21 protein-coding genes are annotated in these 23,235 nt (G+C 39.8%); 13 read left to right on the top strand and 8 right to left on the bottom strand.

The features are described from left to right. Positions 1 to 54 precede the first annotated feature (54 nt). Positions 55 to 1,047, top strand: a complete 993-nt coding sequence (locus tag FA047_RS08310) for a DNA-directed RNA polymerase subunit alpha (protein ID WP_136835516.1) — start codon at positions 55 to 57, stop codon at positions 1,045 to 1,047. A 90-nt stretch (positions 1,048 to 1,137) separates the two neighbouring features. Then, positions 1,138 to 1,671: a 50S ribosomal protein L17 gene (gene rplQ / locus FA047_RS08305; RefSeq protein WP_136835515.1), complete on the top strand. Its 534-nt coding sequence runs from the start codon at positions 1,138 to 1,140 to the stop codon at positions 1,669 to 1,671. Between the two features lie 58 nt (positions 1,672 to 1,729). Here rplQ and FA047_RS08300 read toward each other — a convergent pair whose 3' ends face one another. After that, positions 1,730 to 2,284: a 2'-5' RNA ligase family protein gene (locus FA047_RS08300; RefSeq protein WP_136835514.1), complete on the bottom strand. Its 555-nt coding sequence runs from the start codon at positions 2,282 to 2,284 to the stop codon at positions 1,730 to 1,732. A 57-nt stretch (positions 2,285 to 2,341) separates the two neighbouring features. On the opposite strand from FA047_RS08300, the gene FA047_RS08295 reads away from it, so the two are divergent. After that, on the top strand, positions 2,342 to 3,553 hold the full coding sequence (locus FA047_RS08295; protein WP_136835513.1) for a class I SAM-dependent methyltransferase: 1,212 nt from the start codon (positions 2,342 to 2,344) through the stop codon (positions 3,551 to 3,553). Between the two features lie 166 nt (positions 3,554 to 3,719). Beyond that, a complete protein-coding gene (gene dnaK, locus FA047_RS08290; protein ID WP_136835512.1) occupies positions 3,720 to 5,636 on the top strand; it encodes a molecular chaperone DnaK in 1,917 nt (638 codons plus the stop codon). 67 nt (positions 5,637 to 5,703) lie between these two features. Here the strand turns inward: dnaK and FA047_RS08285 are convergent, their stop codons facing one another. From FA047_RS08285 to FA047_RS08255, 7 genes are all read right to left on the bottom strand, one after another. After that, complete coding sequence (locus tag FA047_RS08285) at positions 5,704 to 6,603, bottom strand: nucleotidyltransferase family protein (protein ID WP_136835511.1); 900 nt, start codon at positions 6,601 to 6,603, stop codon at positions 5,704 to 5,706. Positions 6,604 to 6,705: 102 nt separating this feature from the next. Beyond that, complete coding sequence (locus tag FA047_RS08280) at positions 6,706 to 8,256, bottom strand: helicase HerA-like domain-containing protein (RefSeq protein ID WP_136835510.1); 1,551 nt, start codon at positions 8,254 to 8,256, stop codon at positions 6,706 to 6,708. Positions 8,257 to 8,388: 132 nt separating this feature from the next. Then, a complete protein-coding gene (locus FA047_RS08275) occupies positions 8,389 to 9,504 on the bottom strand; it encodes a M42 family metallopeptidase (RefSeq protein WP_136835509.1) in 1,116 nt (371 codons plus the stop codon). 52 nt (positions 9,505 to 9,556) lie between these two features. Continuing rightward, on the bottom strand, positions 9,557 to 9,976 hold the full coding sequence (locus FA047_RS08270; RefSeq protein ID WP_136835508.1) for a GNAT family N-acetyltransferase: 420 nt from the start codon (positions 9,974 to 9,976) through the stop codon (positions 9,557 to 9,559). A 3-nt stretch (positions 9,977 to 9,979) separates the two neighbouring features. Then, positions 9,980 to 11,143, bottom strand: coding sequence for an MFS transporter (locus FA047_RS08265; RefSeq protein WP_136835507.1), 1,164 nt, complete (start codon positions 11,141 to 11,143; stop codon positions 9,980 to 9,982). Beyond that, positions 11,143 to 12,684 carry an acyl-CoA carboxylase subunit beta gene (locus tag FA047_RS08260; RefSeq protein ID WP_136835506.1) on the bottom strand — a complete coding sequence of 514 codons (1,542 nt, stop codon included), beginning with the start codon at positions 12,682 to 12,684 and terminating at the stop codon, positions 11,143 to 11,145. Before FA047_RS08260 ends, FA047_RS08265 begins: the two co-directional genes overlap by 1 nt. Before the next feature lie 25 nt (positions 12,685 to 12,709). Then, positions 12,710 to 13,945, bottom strand: a complete 1,236-nt coding sequence (locus FA047_RS08255) for a porin (protein ID WP_136835505.1) — start codon at positions 13,943 to 13,945, stop codon at positions 12,710 to 12,712. A gap of 195 nt (positions 13,946 to 14,140) precedes the next feature. Between FA047_RS08255 and FA047_RS08250 the strand changes: the two genes are divergently transcribed. The 9 genes from FA047_RS08250 (at position 14,141) to kdpA (ending at position 23,231) form a co-directional block, all read left to right on the top strand. Beyond that, the gene (locus FA047_RS08250; RefSeq protein WP_136835504.1) at positions 14,141 to 14,479 is read left to right on the top strand and encodes a hypothetical protein; all 339 of its coding nucleotides are present in this window, start codon (positions 14,141 to 14,143) and stop codon (positions 14,477 to 14,479) included. An 81-nt stretch (positions 14,480 to 14,560) separates the two neighbouring features. After that, positions 14,561 to 16,165, top strand: a complete 1,605-nt coding sequence (locus tag FA047_RS08245) for a SulP family inorganic anion transporter (RefSeq protein ID WP_136835503.1) — start codon at positions 14,561 to 14,563, stop codon at positions 16,163 to 16,165. An 11-nt stretch (positions 16,166 to 16,176) separates the two neighbouring features. Continuing rightward, a complete protein-coding gene (locus FA047_RS08240; protein ID WP_136835502.1) occupies positions 16,177 to 16,812 on the top strand; it encodes a carbonic anhydrase in 636 nt (211 codons plus the stop codon). A gap of 711 nt (positions 16,813 to 17,523) precedes the next feature. Beyond that, positions 17,524 to 18,138: a GNAT family N-acetyltransferase gene (locus tag FA047_RS08235; RefSeq protein ID WP_136835501.1), complete on the top strand. Its 615-nt coding sequence runs from the start codon at positions 17,524 to 17,526 to the stop codon at positions 18,136 to 18,138. Positions 18,139 to 18,155: 17 nt separating this feature from the next. Beyond that, the gene (locus FA047_RS08230) at positions 18,156 to 19,268 is read left to right on the top strand and encodes a M20 family metallo-hydrolase (RefSeq protein WP_136835500.1); all 1,113 of its coding nucleotides are present in this window, start codon (positions 18,156 to 18,158) and stop codon (positions 19,266 to 19,268) included. A 10-nt stretch (positions 19,269 to 19,278) separates the two neighbouring features. Then, positions 19,279 to 20,613, top strand: coding sequence for a sigma-54-dependent transcriptional regulator (locus FA047_RS08225; protein ID WP_136835499.1), 1,335 nt, complete (start codon positions 19,279 to 19,281; stop codon positions 20,611 to 20,613). Between the two features lie 182 nt (positions 20,614 to 20,795). Then, on the top strand, positions 20,796 to 21,149 hold the full coding sequence (locus tag FA047_RS08220; RefSeq protein ID WP_136835498.1) for a zinc-binding metallopeptidase family protein: 354 nt from the start codon (positions 20,796 to 20,798) through the stop codon (positions 21,147 to 21,149). Between the two features lie 275 nt (positions 21,150 to 21,424). Next, positions 21,425 to 21,502, top strand: coding sequence for a potassium-transporting ATPase subunit F (locus FA047_RS08215; RefSeq protein ID WP_136836037.1), 78 nt, complete (start codon positions 21,425 to 21,427; stop codon positions 21,500 to 21,502). Between the two features lie 10 nt (positions 21,503 to 21,512). Further along, complete coding sequence (gene kdpA / locus FA047_RS08210; RefSeq protein WP_136835497.1) at positions 21,513 to 23,231, top strand: potassium-transporting ATPase subunit KdpA; 1,719 nt, start codon at positions 21,513 to 21,515, stop codon at positions 23,229 to 23,231. The last annotated feature ends 4 nt before the right edge of the window (positions 23,232 to 23,235 follow it).

Below are 23,235 nucleotides of genomic sequence, written 5' to 3'. Positions count from 1 at the left end.
GCAACTAATTTTTTTACGTTACATAATTTTAATAACGATCTAAAAACATTATAAATGGCAATTTTAGCATTTCAGAAACCCGATAAGGTAATCATGCAGAAGTCGACTGATTTCGATGGTATATTTGAATTTCGTCCTTTAGAGCCCGGCTTCGGTGTAACAATTGGTAATGCCTTAAGAAGAATATTGCTTTCTTCATTAGAAGGTTATGCCATTACAAGTATTCGTTTTTCTGGTGTATCGCATGAGTTTTCTACGATGAAAGGTGTTGTAGAAGATCTAACTGAAATCATACTTAATTTGAAGCAGGTTCGCTTTAAAAAAGTTGGTGATTCAGGTGATTCTGAGAAAGTTTTTATCGTAGTGAATGGACAAGAGCAATTTGTTGCTGGTGACATCACTAAGTTCTCTAATAACTTTGAGGTGCTTAATCCGGATTTCGTTATATGTAATATGGAGAAGTCTGTTACTTTAGAGGTGGAATTATCTATCAATAAAGGACGTGGTTATGTGCCTGCAGAGGAGAATAAAGTAAATGATGCGGTTGTAGGTGTTATAGCTATTGATTCGATCTTTACTCCGATGAAAAACGTAAAATACACGATTGAAAACTATCGTGTTGAGCAAAAAACGGATTACGAGAAATTAATACTAGATATCTCTACAGATGGATCTATTCATCCTGAAGAGGCATTGAAAGAGGCTGCGAAGATTTTAATTCAGCATTTCATGTTATTCTCTGATGAGAATTTGGTGCTAGAATCTCAAGCTAAAGAAGAAACTAAAGAAGTTGATGAGGAAATCTTGCATATGCGTAAGATACTTAAAACTGAACTAGTTGACCTTGATCTTTCAGTACGTGCATTGAACTGTCTAAAAGCAGCAGATATTCGTACGTTAGCTGACCTGGTTTCTTACGACGTTGCTGACATGTTAAAGTTCAGAAACTTTGGTAAAAAGTCATTGACTGAAATTCAGGAGCTTGTTAAATCTAAAAGTTTATCATTCGGAATGAACTTATCTAAGTTCAAACTTGATGAAGAATAATTAGTCAATAAATAAATAACATATTGTTAATAGTGTGTAATTCCCTCGGATTAAGTTCATAGAGACGGTATACACTGAATAAATTTAAAAATGAGACACGGTAAAAAAGTAAACCACTTAGGAAGAACAGATTCACATCGTAAAGCGATGTTAGCTAACATGGCTTCATCGTTGATTAAGCACAAAAGAATCTCTACGACCTTGGCTAAAGCAAAAGCTTTGCGTATGTATGTAGAGCCTATTATCACTAAATCTAAAAATGATACTACTCACTCTCGTCGTATTGTATTTAGCTATTTACAAGATAAAGAAACTGTTACTGAGTTGTTCCGTGATATTGCAGCAAAGGTTGCAAACCGTCCAGGGGGTTACACAAGGATCATTAAGTTAAACAATCGTTTGGGTGATAATGCTGAGATGGCATTGATCGAACTGGTTGACTATAACGAAGTTTACGGAAAAGAAGCAGATACAGCTGAAAAGAAAACTACTCGTCGTGGTAGAAGCAAAGTTAAGAAATCTGACGCTCCAGCTGCTAAGGCTGAGAAAGCAGAAGAAGTTACTGAAGAGACTGCGCCTGAGGCACCTGTTACTGAAGAAACTAAAGAAGATAAAGGCGAATAATTCATTCCCTGATTATCATAATAAAAACCCAGATCGATTTCGGTTTGGGTTTTTTGTTTTAGAAGTTCATTGTATATTGCTGTTCCTGTGGTCTGGATTCAAATTCTTTAACTAAATTCCATTTCTTTCCATTATGTTTTAGGAGTACGAATTTATCGACATTAAAGCTTGCCCGGAAAGATCTTCTACTATAAACTTCTATAATTCTTTCATATACATCCTGCAGGACATCTCTATAAGCAATCGTGATGTGCGGGGTGATTGATCCTGAGCTTGTTTTTAGGTATTTTTTCAGTTTTACTCTAAGTATTTTATGTAGATACGTAATTCCTGGATTCTTATCTGCAACAATAAATACTACTCCTGGAGGAAAGCCATCAAAATCATTAAGTTCCTGTTCAAATGATTGAAAATTTCTACAATGTTCAAGATCTGTGATTAATCTAGCTTCAAATACTGAATCTAGTTTGAACGGTGGGATAAGTGTAATGTGAACCGGAGGTTTAAGCGCGCTGTATACCTGATATTCGATTGAGCATTGTTTTCTTATTTCATCGATTTCTGAGCTTAGCGCTACTGGCGGCAGTATAGCGACAAAAAATAGTGATTCCATAAACCTAATTTACTATTCCTTTTCTAAATGGGTATCTTTGTTTTGTAATCAAATTTCATGTCTAATCAACACCATTTACAACAATTTAAAGATCAGCTGACAGCTAGTATCTCGTCTAATGTTTTTGTTAAAATTTCATTGGGTAATTACCAGGGAAATGAAAAGGAATTAAAGCAAATTCATATCAGAAGAGTAAAGATAAAAAGGACGGACATGCTGTCGTTTACTTACCGTTATAAGACGCGGGATATTATAAAGAACTTTCCGGTATCAGAAGGGATTACTTTAATTAGCCATTTTATCAGTAATGATTTTAAAATAGCCACGCTGTTTACTGCAGAAAAAGAGGTTATTCTGGAGCATGGAAATAAGCAGCAGATTTCTATTAGAGAACAAACGTCTGGCAAAGCTGTAAAGCCAGATTTAACTCATAATAAGGAGAAGAAAAGATTGATTCAGCCGATTGGCAAGCCTTACCTAGTTCAGCTGAAACTAACAGATAGTGAAGGGAACGTTTTTAAAAATGCTCAGGACAAATACAAACAGATCAATCAATACATTGAAATTTTAAATAGCCTGGTCAAAGAATTACCTGCAGGTTCCGTTAAACAGGTAGTAGATATGGGGTCTGGCAAAGGCTATCTTACTTTTTTGCTTTATGATTATTTCCAGCAGGTATTGAATGAAAAGGTTAAAGTTACTGGAGTTGAATATCGTGAAGATATGGTTCAGTTGTGTAATACGATTGCTAAACAGTCCGGATTTGAACAGCTGGACTTTGTTCAGGGAACTATTGAAGACTATGATGTGGCAGGTATTGACTTATTGATTGCCTTGCACGCTTGTGATACTGCGACAGACGACGCTATATTCAAAGGGATTAAGGCAAATGCCAAACTTATTGTAGTTGCCCCCTGCTGCCATAAACAAATAAGAAGGGAAATGGAAAAGAGTAAGGTGAAGAATGAAATTTCTGTATTGACGAAGTATGGAATATTTTTGGAAAGACAAGCTGAGATGGTCACAGATGCGATCAGAGCACTAATCTTAGAATATTTTGGTTATAAAACCAAGGTTTTTGAATTCATTTCTGATGCGCATACTCCAAAGAATGTATTGGTTGTTGGTGTGAAATCGGCCAAATCGGAATCTTACAATATAGAAACCAAGAAGTTAGAAATACTACAGAAAATTTCAGAAACAAAGGCTTATTTTGGAATTAGCTATCATCATTTGGAAAGGCTTCTTGGACTAGATCAGCTCGTTTAAAAACATCGCTTCTGTCATACTGTCACATTTTTGTAACAGCTTTCGGACATAAAATTCTTTAATTATTCTATATCAGAAGGATTATCTGCCAAAAACCAATTGGCACATTGCTTGTTAAACAGTTGTAAAATAATAAGATTTCATAACATAAACAGAGATAAATAGCATGTCAAAAATTATTGGTATAGACTTAGGAACAACAAACTCTTGCGTAGCCGTAATGGAAGGTAACGAACCTGTAGTTATAGCCAACAGTGAGGGTAAACGTACTACGCCATCCATTGTTGCTTTTGCAGAGAATGGTGAGCGTAAAGTAGGAGAGCCGGCGAAACGTCAGGCGATTACTAACCCAACGAAAACAATTTCTTCAATTAAGCGCTTTATGGGAAGCAGCTTTGCTGAGGTTTCAAAAGAAGCTGGTAGAGTACCTTATAAAGTAGTTAAGGGCGACAATAATACACCACGTGTTGAAATTGACGACCGTAAATATACTCCTCAGGAGATTTCAGCAATGATTTTGCAGAAGATGAAAAAAACTGCAGAAGACTTTTTGGGTCATGAAGTAACAGAAGCAGTTATTACTGTGCCTGCTTATTTTAATGATGCACAACGTCAGGCTACTAAAGAAGCCGGAGAAATTGCTGGTTTAACAGTTAAACGTATCATTAACGAACCAACTGCAGCAGCTTTGGCTTATGGTCTGGATAAGGCACATAAAGACATGAAAATTGTTGTGTTTGACTGTGGTGGTGGTACTCACGATGTTTCTGTATTAGAATTGGGTGATGGTGTGTTTGAGGTAAAATCAACTGATGGTGATACTCACTTAGGTGGTGATGATTTTGATCATATTATCATAGAATGGCTAGCGGCTGAATTTAAGATCGAGAATGGCATGGATCTACACCAGGATCCTATGGCATTACAGCGTTTAAAAGAAGCTGCTGAGAAGGCAAAAATTGAGCTTTCTAGCACAACTTCTACTGAAATCAATCTTCCGTACATTACGGCTGATGCAACAGGTCCAAAACACTTAGTTAGAACATTAAGCCGTGCTAAATTTGAGCAACTGGCAAGTGACTTAATTAAACGTACAATTGACCCTTGTAAATCAGCTTTGAAAAACGCCGGTTTAAAAACAAGTGACATTGATGAGATCATTCTTGTTGGTGGATCTACACGTATCCCTGCTATCCAGGATGCAGTTAAAGCTTTCTTTGGTAAAGAGCCTTCAAAAGGTGTGAATCCAGATGAGGTAGTAGCTATCGGTGCTGCAATTCAAGGTGGTGTATTAACAGGAGAAGTTAAAGATGTATTATTATTGGACGTTACTCCACTTTCTTTAGGTATTGAAACTATGGGTGGTGTAATGACTAAGCTTATTGAAGCCAATACAACTATTCCATCTAAAAAAGCAGAGACTTTCTCAACAGCAGCTGATAATCAGCCTTCAGTAGAAATCCATATTTTGCAAGGTGAGCGTCCAATGGCTGCTCAAAACCGTACAATTGGTCGTTTCATTTTGGATGGTATTCCACCAGCACCACGGGGAGTTCCTCAAGTTGAAGTTGCTTTTGATATTGATGCTAACGGTATATTACATGTAAGTGCTAAAGATAAAGCGACTGGTAAAGAGCAAAAGATTCGTATTGAGGCTTCATCTGGTTTAACTGATGAAGAGATCAAAAGAATGAAAGAAGAAGCAGAAAAAAATGCTGAATCAGATAAAGCTGCAAAAGAAGAAGCAGAAAAAATCAATGGTGCAGACGCTTTGATCTTCTCCACTGAGAAACAATTGAAGGAGTTTGGTGAGAAAATTTCTGAAGATAAAAAGGCTCCTATTGAAGCAGGTTTGAAGAAATTGAAAGATGCTCATGCAGCAAGAAACTTTGCTGATATCGATGCGGCTCAGGAAGAACTTCAAAATGCATGGAATGCAGCTTCTGAGGAAATGTATAAAGCAGGTCAGGATGGTGCTGCACAACCAGAAGGAACTAATGCAAATGATGGTGCGCAAACTTCTGACAGCGCAGATAATGTTACTGACGTTGACTTCGAAGAAGTAAAAGACGATAAAAAATAATTATCCGTCTTAATAAAAGAAAAGCCCCTTGTCATATGATGAGGGGCTTTTCTTTTATTAGAACTATTTAATTCCAAAGATTCTCAGGATAAGCGCCTTCTTTAATTAATTTATCGATGCTTTCCTGTACAATAGGTTTATCTTCCTTATAAGTAACACCAAACCATTGACTGTCTGTTGGTATAACTTTAAATGAAGCAGTATTGGTTTTAACCAGGTTCTCTCCAATCAACGGAATGAAGAATTCAGCCTTTGGTTTATCTTTATTTTCAATTGCAAAAGTTCTGAACAATTCTTCTGTAAGTTTAAAAACGGCAGGTGTGAATCCCCAGAAATTCATAGAAACAGGGGTGTCAAATTCCAAGGGGTATTCAACTCCATTTTCTTCATAAACAATGGCATCTCCTTTTTTATAAACCTGTGTTCTTTCTGTGATCTCTTCAAGATAACCAGCGTCGTTTGTTTTGCAAACGCCACGTGAAACAGAACCGAAATCCGACAAAGTTTTACCCATTTTGTATCCAACAATTGAGTAATTACTATCGGAAGCTTCTGTTGTCAGGAATTTAACCATTTTCTGAAATGAGTCAAGTCCATAATAATCATCAGCATTGATTACACAGAAGGGCTCTTTAATTGCATTTCTTCCCGACAGTATAGCATGTGCAGTTCCCCATGGTTTTTCACGGTAGATTTCTTCCTGAATGCCAAATTGCTTTAAGTCGAAGTTTTGAAATACGTAATCTGTTTCAATCTTGCCGTTAAGTTTGGCTTCAAAAATAGCTTTAAAATCTTCTAAGAACTCTTCTTTGATAATAAATACTACTTTACCAAAACCCGCTTTAATCGCATCGTATATAGAATAGTCAATAATTGTTTCTCCATTCGGGCCGAACCCGTCAATTTGTTTCATACTGCCATAGCGACTTGCCATACCAGCAGCTAGTATTAATAAGGTTGGTTTCATTCAGCGAAAATAATCATTAGGTTTATATTCATGGTAAAAAACGCTTTTGTTTTTTGAAAAATTTAATTTATCCTTTTTTGTATGATATGGATATTGAGGAAGTTAAAATCCGAAAAAACCTTTTCCTCCCGTGCTGCGAGGCTTTTTTCCTGTTAACATTCCGAAGATTCCCCTGACAATTTCTTTGCCTATCTGTCTGGTTATGGTTGCCCCCATTACTTGCTCCACTATGCTTTTTTCCGCTTTTTTAGATGAAACTTCTTCCTGCACGGCTTCATCCTGTTCTTCAGCAAGTTTATCATTTACTCTTTTGGTGAGTATTTCGTAGGCGCTTTCAGGATCTATAGATTTTTCGTATTTTTCAGTTAATGAACTTGCCTGGATCAGACTGTTGTAATCAGCGATACTCAATGGTCCCATTATAGCTCTTGGCGGAGTCAGCATTGTTGCAGATACCTCCGTTGGGATTCCCTTTTCATTTAGCACCGTTATTAATGCCTGTCCGGTTCCTAATGAGGTCAGGATTTTATCAATTTCATAGAATTCTGATTTTGGATAAGTATTAACGGTTTTTCTAAGTGCATCAACATCATTGGGTGTAAAAGCCCTTAATGCATGTTGTACCCTGTTCCCAAGTTGGGACAGTACGCTTTCCGGCACATCAGTAGGAGCCTGAGTACAGAAAAAAACACCTATTCCTTTCGACCTGATCAGTCTTATAATTGTTTCAATCTGTTCAAGGAATGTTTTGGAAGAATTTTTAAAAAGTAGATGTGCTTCGTCAAAGAAAAATACCAGCTTAGGTTTGTCCAGGTCACCGACTTCAGGCATACTATAAAATATCTCGGCCAGTAAACTCAGGAGGTAGGTCGAATAAAGCACAGGCTGATTTTGCACATCAGAAATGTTTAACAAACTAATTACCCCCTTACCATCAGTTTTACCGAATAGATCCTCAATATCAAATGATGTTTCTCCAAACATGGCGCCTAATCCCTGCTGTTCGATAGTAACTATTTTTCTTAGGATTGTTCCCGATGTAGCCGCCGATATTTTGCCATAAGACTCCTTAATTTCGTCTGCGCCCATGCCATCGGCTAAATAAGATACCAATTTCTTAAGGTCATTAAGGTTTATAACAGGTAGTTTGTTATCATCTGCGTATTTGAAGATCACAGCGAGCACCCCCGTCTGCGTATCATTGAGATCGAGGATCTTTGCCAATAGGGTTGGCCCGAATTCCAATATCGTAGCCCTCATCTGCGCCCCCAGTTTACCTGAAAGTGAGTAAATCTCTACAGGAAAACCTGATGGACTAAATGGCTTATTTAATTGAGCGGCTCTTTCTTCTATTTTTGGGTTGATTGATCCAGGTTTATTTAACCCCGACAGGTCGCCTTTCACATCCAACATGAATACAGGCACACCCGCATCAGATAACTGTTCAGCAAGAAGCTGTAAAGTCCTTGTTTTCCCTGTGCCTGTTGCGCCTGCAATCAAACCATGGCGGTTCATCATTTTGAGGGAAAGATTTACCTCAGCATCAGCCAATACCTGGCCGTCTAACATACCGGCTCCTAAATAAATACAGGGGCCAGTTGGTTTATATGATACCTGAATTTTCTCTATAAATTTCGCTGATTGATCGCTCATAATGAAGGGTAGTTTTACTGTTAATAAGATGTTTTTATAAATAGATGATTTATAAAAGTAATAAATAGAGATGATATAAATAAAAAGCGTGTCTGGAACAGATCCAAACACGCTTGATTATCAACGTGGTTTTTATTTTGAATATTTAAAGTCGTGGTCTTTTTTGATATTCAGCAGTGAATGATAGATCAGGCTGATCACATTGTCAACATCTTCTTTATGAATCATTTCTACTGTAGTGTGCATATAGCGCAATGGCAAAGAAATTAGCGCTGAAGGTACACCGCCATTAGAGTAAGCAAAAGCATCAGTATCAGTGCCTGTTGAGCGCGATGATGCCTGACGTTGAAAAGGGATATCATTCTTTTCAGCAGTTTCTATCAGGAGTTTATTTAAATTAGTTTGTACTGCCGGAGCATAAGAAACAACGGGACCTTTACCACATGATAAGTCGCCTTGTGTAATCTTATTGATCATAGGAGTAGAAGTATCATGCGTTACATCTGTAACAATTGCTACATTGGGCTTAATTCTGTGGGCAATCATTTCTGCACCTCTCAATCCAATTTCCTCTTGTACGGAATTTACGATATACAAACCAAAAGGCAATTTCTTTTTATTTTCCTGCAATAAGCGGGCAACTTCAGCTATCATAAAACCTCCCGCTCTATTGTCTAATGCCCGGCCTACATAGTAACGGTCATTGAGTACCATGAATTCATCTTCATAGGTGATGACACAACCAACATGTACGCCGAGTTTTTCCACTTCCTCCTTAGAAGTACAACCGCAGTCGAGGAATATGTTCTTAAGTGCAGGAGCTTCTTCTTTTTCGCCGCCACTTCTGGTATGTATTGCGGGCCATCCAAATACGGCTTTAACCATACCTTTATCAGTATGTATGTTTACTCTTTTTGAAGGGGCAATCTGGTGGTCAGATCCACCGTTTCTGATCACATAGATCAGGCCGTCGGCAGTAATATAATTTACAAACCATGAGATTTCATCAGCATGGGCTTCAATTACTACTTTGAAATCTGCTTTTGGGTTGATCACGCCAACTGCGGTGCCATAATTATCTATAAAGCTTTCATCTATATAAGGTTTCAAATAATCAAGCCATAGTTTCTGACCAGGATATTCGAATCCTGTAGGCGAAGGATTATTGATGTATTTTTCAAAAAACTGAAGCGATTTCTTATTAACTACAGAAACATGTTTCTGTTTATCATCTTTTTTCTTTGTCATGTTTAATGTTGTAATTCTAAACAAATATAGAAACTAAGGCAAAAGCGCCAAGTTAATTGTCAAGTTGTAACTCCATAATGACAAAATCTATATTGTAGTTTCTGGATATTTTATTGGTTTTAACAAAACCGAATCTTTCATAAAATCCTGCCGCTGACACACGGGCGTTACACCAGAGCATTTTGGCTCCCATAAAGGTTACATATTCAATGATGTGTTTCAATAGCGCAGTGCCATAACCTTTACCCTGAGCATCAACTGCAGTGGCAAATTTCCTGAACCGATATGTGGTCCCTTCACTGAATATAGAAACTACAGTACTAAGCTGGTCGCCCGCATATAGCCCAAAGTGCGTCCCTTCACTGTCATCTTCCAGCTTAACGGCTTCTAATGGTAAATCAGGATACATCGCCTCATGCCTGATTCGCCAGGTCAGGTCATCCCTTATTTGTTCAATTTGAATCTCCGACATAATTTACTTTTGAAGTTTATGATTGTAAACATAGTAAATAATGATATTCAGGGTGATGACTATTGCACTTCCGAGGCAGAATAAAGGCCATTGCCCTTTGTCCCAAAGCCAGAGACCGAGTGCAGAGCCGACGGATGCTCCGACAAAACTGATAGACATAAAAACGGTATTCAGTCGGTTACGGGCTTCGGGTAAGATAGCATATATCCTTGTCTGATTGGTAACGTGGATGGCCTGTTGTCCAATATCAATTAATATAATTCCGATTACAAACAAATACAAATGATTGCCGGTAAAATAGAATGTAAGTATGCTGATTAATTGCAGGCTTAATCCTACAATTACATTATTACGCGGATTTTTGCCTCCACTAAGTTTTCCAACCAAAGGAGCCGCCAGTGCACCTGCAGCACCAGCTATTCCGAATAGTCCGATCTGCAGTGTCTGAAAACTGAAAGGCGGGTTGGCCAGGAATAAAACCATAGTAGTCCAGAATGCACTTAGGATGGCAAATGCCAGAAAGTTGATCAGAGAAGCCTCTCTTAGGACGGGTTGAGTTTTAATGTAGTGCCACATGGACCACATTAGTTCGGTATATGTTCCCTGAAAAGATGGTCTGCTTACGGGGAATCTCCGTGCCATCAGGCCCAGTAATAGTGTGCATATTCCAGCTGCCATAAAATATACCGAGCGCCATCCCCAGATGAAACCGATACTGCCGCTTACTGCTCTGGATGCAAGAATTCCAATCAGTAGTCCACTCATAATAATCCCTATAGTCTGACCACGTTCTTCATCAGAACTCAGATTCGCAGCCATCGGCAAAATTAATTGAGGAACGATAGAGCTGGCCCCGATGAGGACACAGGCTACCTCTAAAAGAAAAAAGGAGTGTGAAAAAGCGGCAAGAAGCAAAGCAGCAATTGCCAGGCCTGTAATCAATAAGATTTGCTTTTTGCGCTCAAACATATCCCCCAGAGGGACGATTAAGAATAAACCTAAGGCATACCCTGCTTGTGTGAGGTAACTTATTTTTCCGGCAGTGCTTTCGGTCAGTCCAAATTCTTTTGCGACCAGAATTACCAAAGGTTGGCAATAATAGATGTTGGCTACTATCAGGCCGGTACAAAATGCCATCAATAATATGTCCGTACGGCTCAATTTCATTATAGTGGGATATTTCCGTGTTTTTTGCGCGGCAGGTTTACTACTTTATTTTCCAGCATTTTAAATGCTTTGATGAGTTTCGTCCGCGTCTGTGCTGGTTCTATAACCTCATCGACAAAGCCTCTCTCTGCTGCCCTGTAAGGGTTCGCAAAGATATCCGAATAAAGCTTTTCCTTTTCCAGCCATTTCTCTCCAGGGTTTTCAGCGGTTGAAATCTCTTTTTTAAATATAATTTCAGCGGCACCTTTGGCTCCCATTACTGCAATTTCAGCAGTTGGCCAGGCATAATTCAGGTCGGCACCAATATGCTTGGAATTCATTACGTCATAAGCCCCGCCATAAGCTTTCCTGGTGATCACGGTAATTCTCGGGACGGTCGCCTCACTAAAAGCATATAAAAGCTTGGCGCCATTGGTTATAATGCCATTCCATTCCTGGTCCGTTCCGGGTAAAAATCCAGGGACATCTTCAAAAACAAGCAGTGGGATATTAAAACAATCGCAGAAACGCACAAATCTTGCAGCTTTTGTAGAAGCATGGTTGTCAAGTACACCAGCAAGATACGCAGGCTGGTTGGCTACGATGCCAATACTTCTGCCAGCGAGTCTGGCAAAACCAACTACAATGTTTTCTGCATAAGCTGCATGTACTTCCAGAAAACTTTCCTCATCAGCAATCTCATTAATGACGGTTCTTACATCATAAGGCTGATTAGAATTTTCAGGCATGATCACATCCAATGAATTTCTGGTCTCATCCGTAACGGTATAAGGCAGGTTGGCTGGTATTTCCTCACAATTTTGAGGCATGTAGCTCAAAAGCTTTTTTACATGGTTTATGGCATCAATTTCATTTGCGCAGGCAAAATGTGTCACACCCGATTTTGTAGCATGTGTAGTTGCGCCTCCAAGTTCTTCAGAGGTAACCTCTTCATGAGTAACTGTTTTCACTACATTTGGTCCTGTTACGAACATATAAGAAGTATTTTCCACCATTAATATAAAGTCGGTGATGGCGGGAGAATAAACGGCACCGCCTGCACAAGGGCCCATGATTGCAGAGAGCTGAGGAATCACGCCTGAAGCCTGTACATTTCGGTAAAAAATATCTGCATAACCGCCAAGTGAAACTACGCCTTCCTGAATTCTGGCACCTCCACTATCATTTAATCCGATCACTGGAGCGCCATTTTTCATGGCCATTTCCATGATCTTACATATTTTCTCAGCATGAGTTTCCGATAGTGAGCCACCAAAAACCGTGAAATCCTGGGAGAACACATACACCAGTCTGCCATTTACATTTCCGTATCCTGTTACCACCCCATCGCCCAGGTATTTCTCACGTTCCATACCAAAATCCGTACTGCGATGTGTTACAAGCATGCCAATTTCTTCGAATGAATTTTCGTCCATTAAAAAGTGAATGCGTTCACGAGCCGTTAACTTTCCTTTCTTATGCTGACTTTCAATTCTGGCTTCGCCACCACCGGCATGAGCTTTTTTAATTTTATCCTGAAGTATTTCTATTTTATTCTTCATCTACGTGCTATTAAAAACTTAACTATTACCAGCGATATTGCAATCTGGTAGTGAATACATCATCTTTTAAATCATCAATATACTGTGGCAATTGAGTAGGTTCATTTACTACGTGTTCATTGTATACAGTAAGTTTTAAACGCGGATTTATCAGGTAAGTTAATCCATACCCCAAAGTACTAAATTTGACATCTCCGGCGGTAGTAAAGCTATTGGCGGCTCCAATTTCTTTTTCATTGATATGTTTGTTTGGGTCGTAAACATCATAACCAACCAGAGCAGTTAAATTTGTCTTTGCAATCTGCTGCGTAAACCAAATATAATATCCCGAAAATGAGCGCAGGTATAGGTCTGTCGCAGGCTGAGCAGAAAAACTTGTACTGGCCACGGGGCCACTAATAGATGAGGATGTTCCCACACCTGGTTGTGACCCGCTTATATATTCTGCTTTTAAAGAAGAAGACCCAAAAGTATTGTCGTACTGGAGCTGAAGATTGGCGCCATAATAATCACGTTTTGTATACCAATCTACATTACCTGCACTGGTGTTTTTTACATAAGCATTGTCTTGAAGGCTGAGATAGGTTTCGGTGTCACTGCGTACAAATCCCTTATAAACAGAGCCCCCGAATCCGATATGTAATTTTTTATTGGCCAGACTATCAAATTTAAAGCCCAGGTTTCCCACGATATCCTTTTTAGAATCGTAATCCCTTGCACTGTGTCCACTGCCATTTATTACGGCAACTTCAGCAGTGATGAACTTAAAATCTTTTTTCGGGCGGAAGGAGATCATTGCACCCAAATCACGCTCTCTCGGCATTAACGTTTGAAAAACCCTTGCCCGTTCAGGAAAATCCCTGTAGCCGGATGAATATACTATAGAGTAACCAAAAGGGCGGTTGAATAAACCAGCAGTAAACAGGAATGTTTTTGAACCGGGTTTATGGAATTGTATAAATGCATCCATGAGCTGAACTCCATTTTGTGTAGCATCTATCTGAAATACAACACTGGAGTATTTATCCACCCTGTCAATTTTTAATCTTCCCCTTCGGATCATGAATCGTTCACTGGAGTTTTTTCCAAAATCACCTCCTGAGAAAGAATAGATTCCTGATAATTGAGCTTTTTGATATTGTGTTTGCAGGTATCCCGTTATTGTGATGTCATGCAGATCATAAGACGAAGGGGCGTTATTGCTTTGCGAATATGCTAAAATAGGGCATAATAAGGCTAAACTGAATAATAGTTTTTTCATGAAAAATTATAACGTTGTAGTCGATTTGGCTAAATTACAGTAAAAGCTGCATTTATCTATAAAACACTATCTTTTTTCGAGGCATCCCCGTTCAATTTGAATCGGCAACAACTAAATTACATTTTTTTTACAAGTTAATTTGTTAGTAAGGAATCTTTGGAGTTATTTTTGACAGGTAAAGAAAAAAAAATAAAAATGTTCCTTAGGAAATATCGTGTATTATTAGTCATCGCCTTTCTTGGCATCTTTTCTGCGAAGATGGTGATTTCAGGTGCGCCGGTATTTTTTAGTCATATTGATAAGGAAATTATGAATTCTGTGATCATGCAGATTGAAGCAGAACACAGTGCGGATGGAGATGGCGGTAAAGCCAAGGTAAAACTTTGTGATTATAAAGTGGATTTTCATCATGATTACAATCTTTCGTTTGTACTTAATCAATCCGGTATAAAAAACAGCTTCATAGAACACTTTAAACGGTATGTTGATCCATTTCACCCTTCCGTTCCAACTCCGCCACCTAACCGGTGCTAATTTAACATAGGCCCTGCTCCCTTGTTTACGCAAGCTATGCCGGGTAATATTATAATTAGTTAAACATTAAAACATCGTTTTATGCAAAGTGGAAACTCAATCTTTTCAAGATTGGAAGTGAAGAAATATATATTAAAAAAGAATTTAAAGCGTGATTTACCGGCAAGCATTGTGGTGTTCCTCGTAGCATTACCACTTTGTCTTGGTATCGCATTGGCATCCGGAGCACCCTTATTCGCGGGTCTTGTTACCGGAATTGTAGGGGGGATAGTTGTGGCCAGTTTAAGCGGATCACAACTGAGCGTTAGTGGACCTGCGGCAGGCCTTACAGCTATTGTGATTGGGGCAATCGCCCAGCTGGGTGGCTACCAGGTATTTGTACTGGCAGTGATACTGGCAGGTGTAATGCAATTGATCCTCGGTTTATTAAAAGGAGGTACCATAGGAAATTATTTTCCCTCAAGTGTTATAGAGGGCATGTTGGCCGCTATCGGATTAACACTTATTCTGAAGCAGTTGCCTCATGCTTTAGGGGTCGACTCTGATTTTTTCGGAGACGAAAGCTTTTTTCAGAGCGATAATGAAAATACATTCTCTGCAATAGCCTCTGCATTAAATCATTTCAGTTTGGCCGCAGTAGTGATCAGTGTACTATCTATCTTGATATTGATTTTTTGGCCAAAGTTCAAAAAATTGGCCGTAGTGCCTGCACCGCTTATTGTGGTTGTTCTTGGAGTACTATTGTCAATAGCATTCCAGAATGCCGGTAGTGGGCTTAGACCTGAACAAATGGTGGTTATCCCTATGGTAAACAGCTGGGCTGAATTTACGGGATTGTTTGTTACACCTGATTTTTCCCAGATCACCAATAGTAAAGTATGGGTAGTCGCTGCTACAATTGCTGTTGTGGCTAGTTTGGAGACCTTGTTAAGTATTGAAGCAATAGATAAGATAGACCCAATTAAACGTGTGTCACCTACCAATAGAGAGCTAATGGCCCAAGGTACCGGAAATATCGTTAGCGGTTTATTAGGAGGGCTGCCGATGACCTCGGTTATCGTAAGAAGCTCCGCCAATGTAAATGCTGGAGGAAGAACGAAGATGTCGGCAATTTTTCATGGTACCTGGTTACTTTTATCTCTGCTTTTTATTCCAGGCCTCATAAATATGATACCTTTGGCATGTTTAGCTGCCATATTATTAGTGACAGGTTACAAACTTGCAAGAGTGGACTTATTTAAACATATGTTTCATAAAGGCTGGGATCAATTTATCCCTTTCGTGGTGACTATTGTAGCCGTATTGCTTACCGACCTGTTAAAAGGAGTGGCAATAGGTATGTTACTCTCTGTATTTTATTTACTGCGTACGAATATGCGCAATCCTTATTTCTATAAGATACAGGAAGAAGGAGATAAAAAACACCTGAGGATTCGCCTGGCCGAAGAAGTTTCTTTCTTAAATAAGGCAGCCATACAGGTTGTATTGAATAAGATCCCGAAAGAAACCGATGTCATTATAGATGGCACCAATTCACGGTATATAGATCCAGATGTACTGGAAACCATTTTTAATTATAAGCATAACGCTTATACCAAGGGGATTATCGTTACTTTAGAGAACATCAAAAAACATTACACGGTTCCCAAATTAAATAATAAAGTCATAGAAGAAATTAATAATTAAGAATAAGACTAATGAAGGCACATACTTTAGAAACACAAGCAACAATTACCCCTGAAAGAGCATTTGAAATACTCAGGGAGGGTAATGAAAGATTTGTACAAAATTTAAAAGCCAATAGGGATCTGCTTGCACAAGTAAATGATACCAGGGCAGGACAATGGCCATTTGCCGTAATATTGAGCTGCATAGATAGTCGTACGTCTGCAGAATTGATCTTTGACCAAGGACTAGGAGATATTTTTAGTGTGAGAATTGCGGGGAACTTTGTAAATCAAGACATTTTGGGTTCTATGGAATTTGGCTGTAATGTTGCAGGATCTAAGCTAATTGTTGTTTTAGGACACTCAAAATGCGGAGCTTTAAAAGGCGGATTAGATGCTGCTGCAATACGCGAGACAGGAATGGAAAATCTTAGTCATTTAGTAGATCATTTTAACCCAATTATTGATGAAATTATTAACGACGGAGAAGAACGTTCGTCTAAAAATAATGATCTGTTGGAAAGATTGAACATACAAAATGTGAAAAAAACCATAGCAGATATCCGCAATCAGAGCTCCACTTTAAATCAAATGGAGAAAGATGGAAAGATAAAAATAGTAGGAGCCAATTATAATGTAGAAACCGGTATTGTAAACTGGCTATAGTATTTCTTTTTTCAAAATAAAAAGGTTCATTAAATAAATTTTACCAATTTAAATGACTTATGAGTTCCGTGAATTTTCTCCGGTATTCAAAATCCGAAAGCAGGAATTTAATTGTCAGGTACCAATAAAAAAAACTCCCGGCATTCACCGGGAGTTTTTTTGTGCAGTTATATCTCATAATTTCCGCGCCTTTGAGGTTAAAGAGTAGCTGGAATTTATCCTCTCCAGGATGAAAGATATAGAAACATGCACTTTTGTTCATCTCCTTAGCCTTTTTTGCGGGCGTTTGTTGAGAAGCTAAATGAAACCTAACGGTTGCAGCATGAACTTATTCAGAAGGAAAAAATATACTTAAAAGTAGATTGAAGTGATCGGTGACATGGTAAAGAGAATTGCTTAGCGAGATTACAATACCCGAATAGATAATTAATAGGGAGGCAGGGCTTATGCAGGAAACCGTGTAATGGTTCATATGTCGTTGCCATTTTAAAGCAAGATTTATTCAATTCGTTCCAGGCTCATAGGCTTTGTTAACATTAGGTGAATTCACTCGAAACGAAAATAACCCTGCCATTTTGAAAGGGCATTGTTTTATCATTTTTCTCTTCTAAATAATTATTGTGCGTTTTTTGAGCATTGAAGCGTGTTTTTTATTCCTAGGATAAAAGAGGCACTGCATTTGGAACACGCGTTTCAATCAAGAAATCAAAAATGAACAATCAAATGATATTTGTGCGTATTGCTACCATAAATGATATCAGATACGCTGGTAAAATCATCAGGGAAACAGAGGCCTCGGCCATTGCAAGAGGAACTGGCATTGCCAAACGGACACCTGAATCTGTTGCTCAAAAAATGCGGGATGGAAAGGCCGTCATTGCATTAACCAGCAATGGGAAATGGGTGGGTTTTTCTTACTTTGAAGCCTGGGAGCAAGGAAAATTCGTTTCCAATTCAGGCCTGATTGTTGCCCCTGAATACAGGCATTCCGGTGTGGCCAAATCTATCAAGGATAGAATCTTCAAAATTTCCCGCAGGATGTACCCTTCGGCCAAGGTCTTCAGCATTACATCAGGAACAGCAGTTATGAAAATGAATTCCCAACTGGGCTTTCAGCCGGTTGCCTTTTCCGAGATTACCCACGACGAACAGTTTTGGGAGGGCTGTAAAAGCTGCCCCAACTATGACATTCTGGAACGCAAAAATAAATGCAACTGTCTGTGTACCGCCATGCTTTTTGATCCGTTGGTCTCAGCAACCCACAGTATCTTGCCCGGACAGAACCTGTCTCAAAGATATGTGCATGATGCCGTTATCAATCATTAATCCTAAACATTTTGTATATGAAAAAATTATATGAACAGGCTGTAGCCCTGCTTGAAAAGTTAATCAAAACCCCATCTTTTAGCAGAGAAGAAAGCTTCGCTGCTGATCATGTCGAAACCTTTTTAAATGAACGCGGTGTAACTACTATACGCAAATTCAACAACTTATGGTGCTATAATAAATATTTCGATCTATCGAAACCCGTTATCCTGCTCAATTCACATCTGGATACAGTAAAACCAAATTCTCAATATACGAACGATCCCTTTACACCGGTCATCAGAGACGGTAAGCTTTATGGTCTGGGCAGCAATGATGCCGGAGGCCCGCTAGTCTCACTCATTTCTGCCTTCCTCTATTTTTATGAAAGAGCTGACCTTCCTTTTAACCTTTGCCTTGCTGCGACAGCCGAAGAAGAGAACTCCGGACAGAAAGGCATCAAATGCATTTTAGATGATCTGATGCCACTCACTTTTGCAATAGTTGGGGAACCTACAGGTATGCAGATGGCGATAGCAGAAAAAGGATCTATGGTTCTGGATTGTGTATCGACCGGCCGATCCGGTCATGCGGCAAGAGAAGAAGGGGATAACGCGATCTATAAAGCAATCAGGGATATCCATTGGTTTTCAAGTTATGCTTTCCCGATAGAGGCCGATCTTCCTGATCCGGTGAAAATGACCGTTACCCAGATCAATGCGGGGTTACAGCACAACATTATACCCGGGGAATGCAGCTTTACCGTTGACATCAGGTTTGATCACAGCTATACCTCGAAAGATATCCTCAATACCATTAAAAACCATACTTTCTGCGATACCACTTTGCGTCCGAATGTATTGACTCCTTCTTCAATTGACATTATGCACCCTATTGTAAAGGCCGGTTTGGCCATTGGCAGAAAGACTTACATGTCGCCTACCAGTTCAGACCAGGGTTGGTTAGATATACCTTCGGTAAAAATGGGCCCGGGTGATTCAGTGCGCTCCCATACTGCTGATGAATACATTCACCTGACCGAGATCAGTGACGGCATTACCATTTATATCGATCTGCTGAATTCTATATTTCCGTATCTTGCAAACAATCCTACACTGGACCTGCAAATTTATGAATCACAATACCAATAAAATGCCCGTTATGCAAGACACTGTTCTGATCATTGATGATGAAAAGAAAATATGCAGCCTGCTCGCCCGGATCATCGAGCTGGAGGGTTTTAAGGTTTTTCAGGCTTATACAGGTAAGGAAGGCATTAAGATCTTAAAGGCTGAAGATATCCTGGTAGTGATCAGTGATGTGAAACTACCGGATTATAACGGGGTTGAGCTGGTCAAAGAAATTAAAAAGATCAGGCCCGGTGCTGAAGTGATCAACCTGACCGCTTTTGGAACCATATCCGATGGGGTAATGGCCATGCGCAATGGGGCCTTTGATTATATTACCAAGGGAGATGACAACGACAAGATTATCCCGCTGGTTTATAAGGCTATGAATAAAGCCAAACTGAATGCACGTATTTACGAATTGGAAAATAAGATCACCAGGAAATACAATTTTGATTCTATTTTAGGTAAGTCCAAAGCCATCAAAGAAGCAGTAGCTCTAGCCCAGAAGGTTGCCGGAACAACAACGACCGTTTTGCTACTTGGGGAAACAGGGACAGGTAAGGAGGTATTCGCCCAGGCTATCCACTACGAAAGCCAGAGAAAGCTAAAGCCTTTTGTAGCGGTCAATTGCAGTGGCTTTAACCCTGCGCTACTGGAAAGCGAGCTGTTTGGATATAAGGAAGGGGCTTTTACGGGGGCAGTAAAGGATAAAAAGGGTCTGCTCGAAGAGGCCAATGAGGGGACGATATTCCTGGACGAGATCGGAGAAATGAATCTGGATCTGCAGGCCAAACTCCTCCGAGTGTTGGAAAACCAGACTTATATCAAGGTCGGAGACACCCAGACCAGCCAGGTCAATGTAAGGATCATTGCCGCTACTAACCGTGACCTGAAGACCGAAGCAGAAGCCGGTAATTTTCGGCTGGATCTTTTTTACCGGCTTTCTATTTTCTCTATTGAACTGCCCCCGCTTTCTCACCGCAAAGATGATATCCTGCCGATTGCTATGCATTACCTGGCTGAATTTACAGCTAAAGTGAACAGACCGGAATTTACCATAGATAAGGAGTTTTCAAAACTATTGACCAGTCATAGCTGGAAAGGAAATATCCGTGAGCTCAAAAACGTGATGGAACGGGTTGTGATCCTGGCTGAAGGCGACGTCATTGGTCCAAACTTGCTGCCATTTGAATTTCATACCCAAACCAGGGGTACTGATCCGCTGAACATGCAGGACATGGAAAAGCAGCATATCGTTAAGGTGCTGAAATACACGAGGGGTAATAAAACGGAAACTTCAAGACTGCTCGGTATTGGACTGACTACATTGTATCGTAAGATCGATGAATATAAAATTGACACCTGATGACGCTTACTCATTCCGAAAAAACCCTTCCATAAGAGAAGGGTTTTTTTATTCCCTGAAAATCTGAAAAAATATTTTTTTTATTTCTTAGATCAATAGACCCCATTTTTCTCCTTGCCGGTAGCTCATGGCATTCCCTTTGGAACCCGCCTGATATAATTTTTATTTAAATGAATAATGAAATGATACCCTCCGCAGACCAGCAGCAAGTGATGACTCTGGACTGCACCGCTTACCGCCGTTATAGCCTTGTCCAGAATGACGAGGGCACCAGGGCTATATGCACGGCCTTAAAAGATATTTTATGGTTTTCTGACTTTGTATTTCCAGCTGCCGGCAACCAGCATGAACTGGTAAAAATGACCGTCATCAGTGTGGATTTAGATCAGGAATGCTGCGCTGAGTGTTGCAGGTTCAGTGTCGAGGTAAGATACCACGGCTATTGCCGGCAAGAGATCTTGAAAACTATAAAAAAGCAGATATTTTCGAGGTTTGTGGTCAGAGCAGACCGGATGGAAGTGGAAAATGCAGCCTAACGACTGGATTTTATTTTGAATACCACCGATATGATAAATACCCTTCCAAAATGGAAGGGTATTTATAGTTTAAAATCGGTTATTTTTATTTTTTAACGATTCAATTATTTGATTTGCAATTAGTTATGTTGGCATCTAAATAAATGGCATTCCGATTGGCATAGGGTATTCAAAAATAAAAATATCATGTTAACAATCCTACTATTTCTGGCCCTGCTGACCTTAAGCTGGGTGTGTTACAAATCCATTGACTGGTTCGAAAAAATCTAAAAATTATGACTGCATTATTTGTTATCGCCATCGCCGTCTTCATTTACATGATCTACGTGCTGATCAAACCCGAAAAATTTTAATTAAACACTCATGAATACTGAATTACTTGGAATCATAGCCACTTACGGACTCACGCTGGTGATCGCTATTCCCCTGGGCAAGTACCTGGCCAAGGTATTTGCCGGAGAAAAAGTCTGGACAGACTTTTTAAAACCTATTGAATCCGGGATCTACAAACTCTCGGGCATTAACTCTAAAGAAGAGATGAACTGGAAGCAGCACCTGAAAGCACTGCTCACCATCAATCTGGTCTGGTTAGTTTATGGCTTTTTTGTGCTGATGTACCAGGATAAATTGCCGCTAAATCCCGACGGCAACCCGGGCATGACACCAGATCTTTCCTTTAACACCATTATTAGTTTCGTAGTGAACTGCAACCTGCAACATTACTCAGGAGAATCTGGTGTGACTTATCTCACGCAGCATTTTGTGTTGATGTTCCTGCAATTTGTAAGTGCAGCTACAGGAATTGCCGCTGCTGTGGTCTTCTTTAAAGCATTCCGGGACAAGACCAGTGTTAAACTGGGCAACTTCTGGGAATTTTTCGTAAAATCTATCACCCGTCTGCTGCTTCCTTTATCATTGGTTATGGCAATCATTCTTGCTTTTAATGGTACGCCGAGCAGTTATGAAGGTAAAGATCAATTTATATCTGTTCAGGGCGATACGGTGAATGTATCCAGAGGTCCTGCAGCCGGTTTTATTGCCATCAAACACTTAGGTACAAATGGCGGAGGCTGGTTTGGAGTGAACTCTTCGCACCCGCTGGAAAATCCGAACTACCTAACCAATACCATTGAGCTTGTTGCGCAGGTAATTATTCCTATTGCCATGGTCATTGCATTTGGTATTTTCATCAGACGCAGGAAACTGGCCTGGGTAATTTTTGGTGTCATGACCATTGGTATGCTGCTGCTGCTGATTCCGACTGTTAGTTCCGAACTTGGAGGAAACCCCGCAATTGCAAAAATGGGTGTCTCACAAACTACAGGTGCTATGGAAGGTAAGGAAGTGCGTTTTGGCCCTGCCATATCCGCTTACTGGAGCACAGTTACGACTATCATTTCGACAGGTTCGGTAAACAGTATGCACGATAGTACCATGCCGCTCACAGGCTTATGGCAGCTGCTGGGCATGATGATCAACTCGTTTTACGGAGGTTGTGGTGTCGGAGTACTGAACTATTTCATTTACCTGATCATAGCGGTATTTATATCCGGACTGATGGTGGGAAGAACGCCGGAGTTTCTGGGTCATAAAGTTGAGGCACGTGAGGTGAAGATCGCTGCCCTGATCACGCTTTTAAGCCCATTCCTGATCTTAGCCGGAACAGCTATTGCGGGCTATGTATTTACTACGCATGGTGAGGCTGCATGGGCAGTACAGCCAAAGAATTGGTTAAATAACCCAGGCTTCCATGGTTTTTCAGAGATGCTTTATGAGATGACTTCATCCAATGCGAACAATGGATCAGGTTTTGAAGGTCTGGGAGACAACAACGTATTCTGGAATGTGGCTACAGGTTTTGTTTTACTACTTGGGCGCTTCCTGCCGATTATCGGCCCTGTTGCTATAGCAGGCTTGCTAGGATCTAAAAAATACATTCCTGAATCTGCAGGAACGCTCAAAACAGATACCATGACTTTCGCACTGATGACCTTTGCAGTGATCGTCGTACTGAATGCACTTTCTTATTTCCCTGCCCTGGCTTTGGGTCCGCTGGCAGAATACTTTACCATGCTTAAATAGATTA

This window comes from Pedobacter frigoris, from assembly GCF_005116445.1.
Classification (GTDB): Bacteria; Bacteroidota; Bacteroidia; order Sphingobacteriales; family Sphingobacteriaceae; genus Pedobacter; species Pedobacter frigoris.
This window is presented reverse-complemented; position numbering and strand designations above follow the sequence as displayed.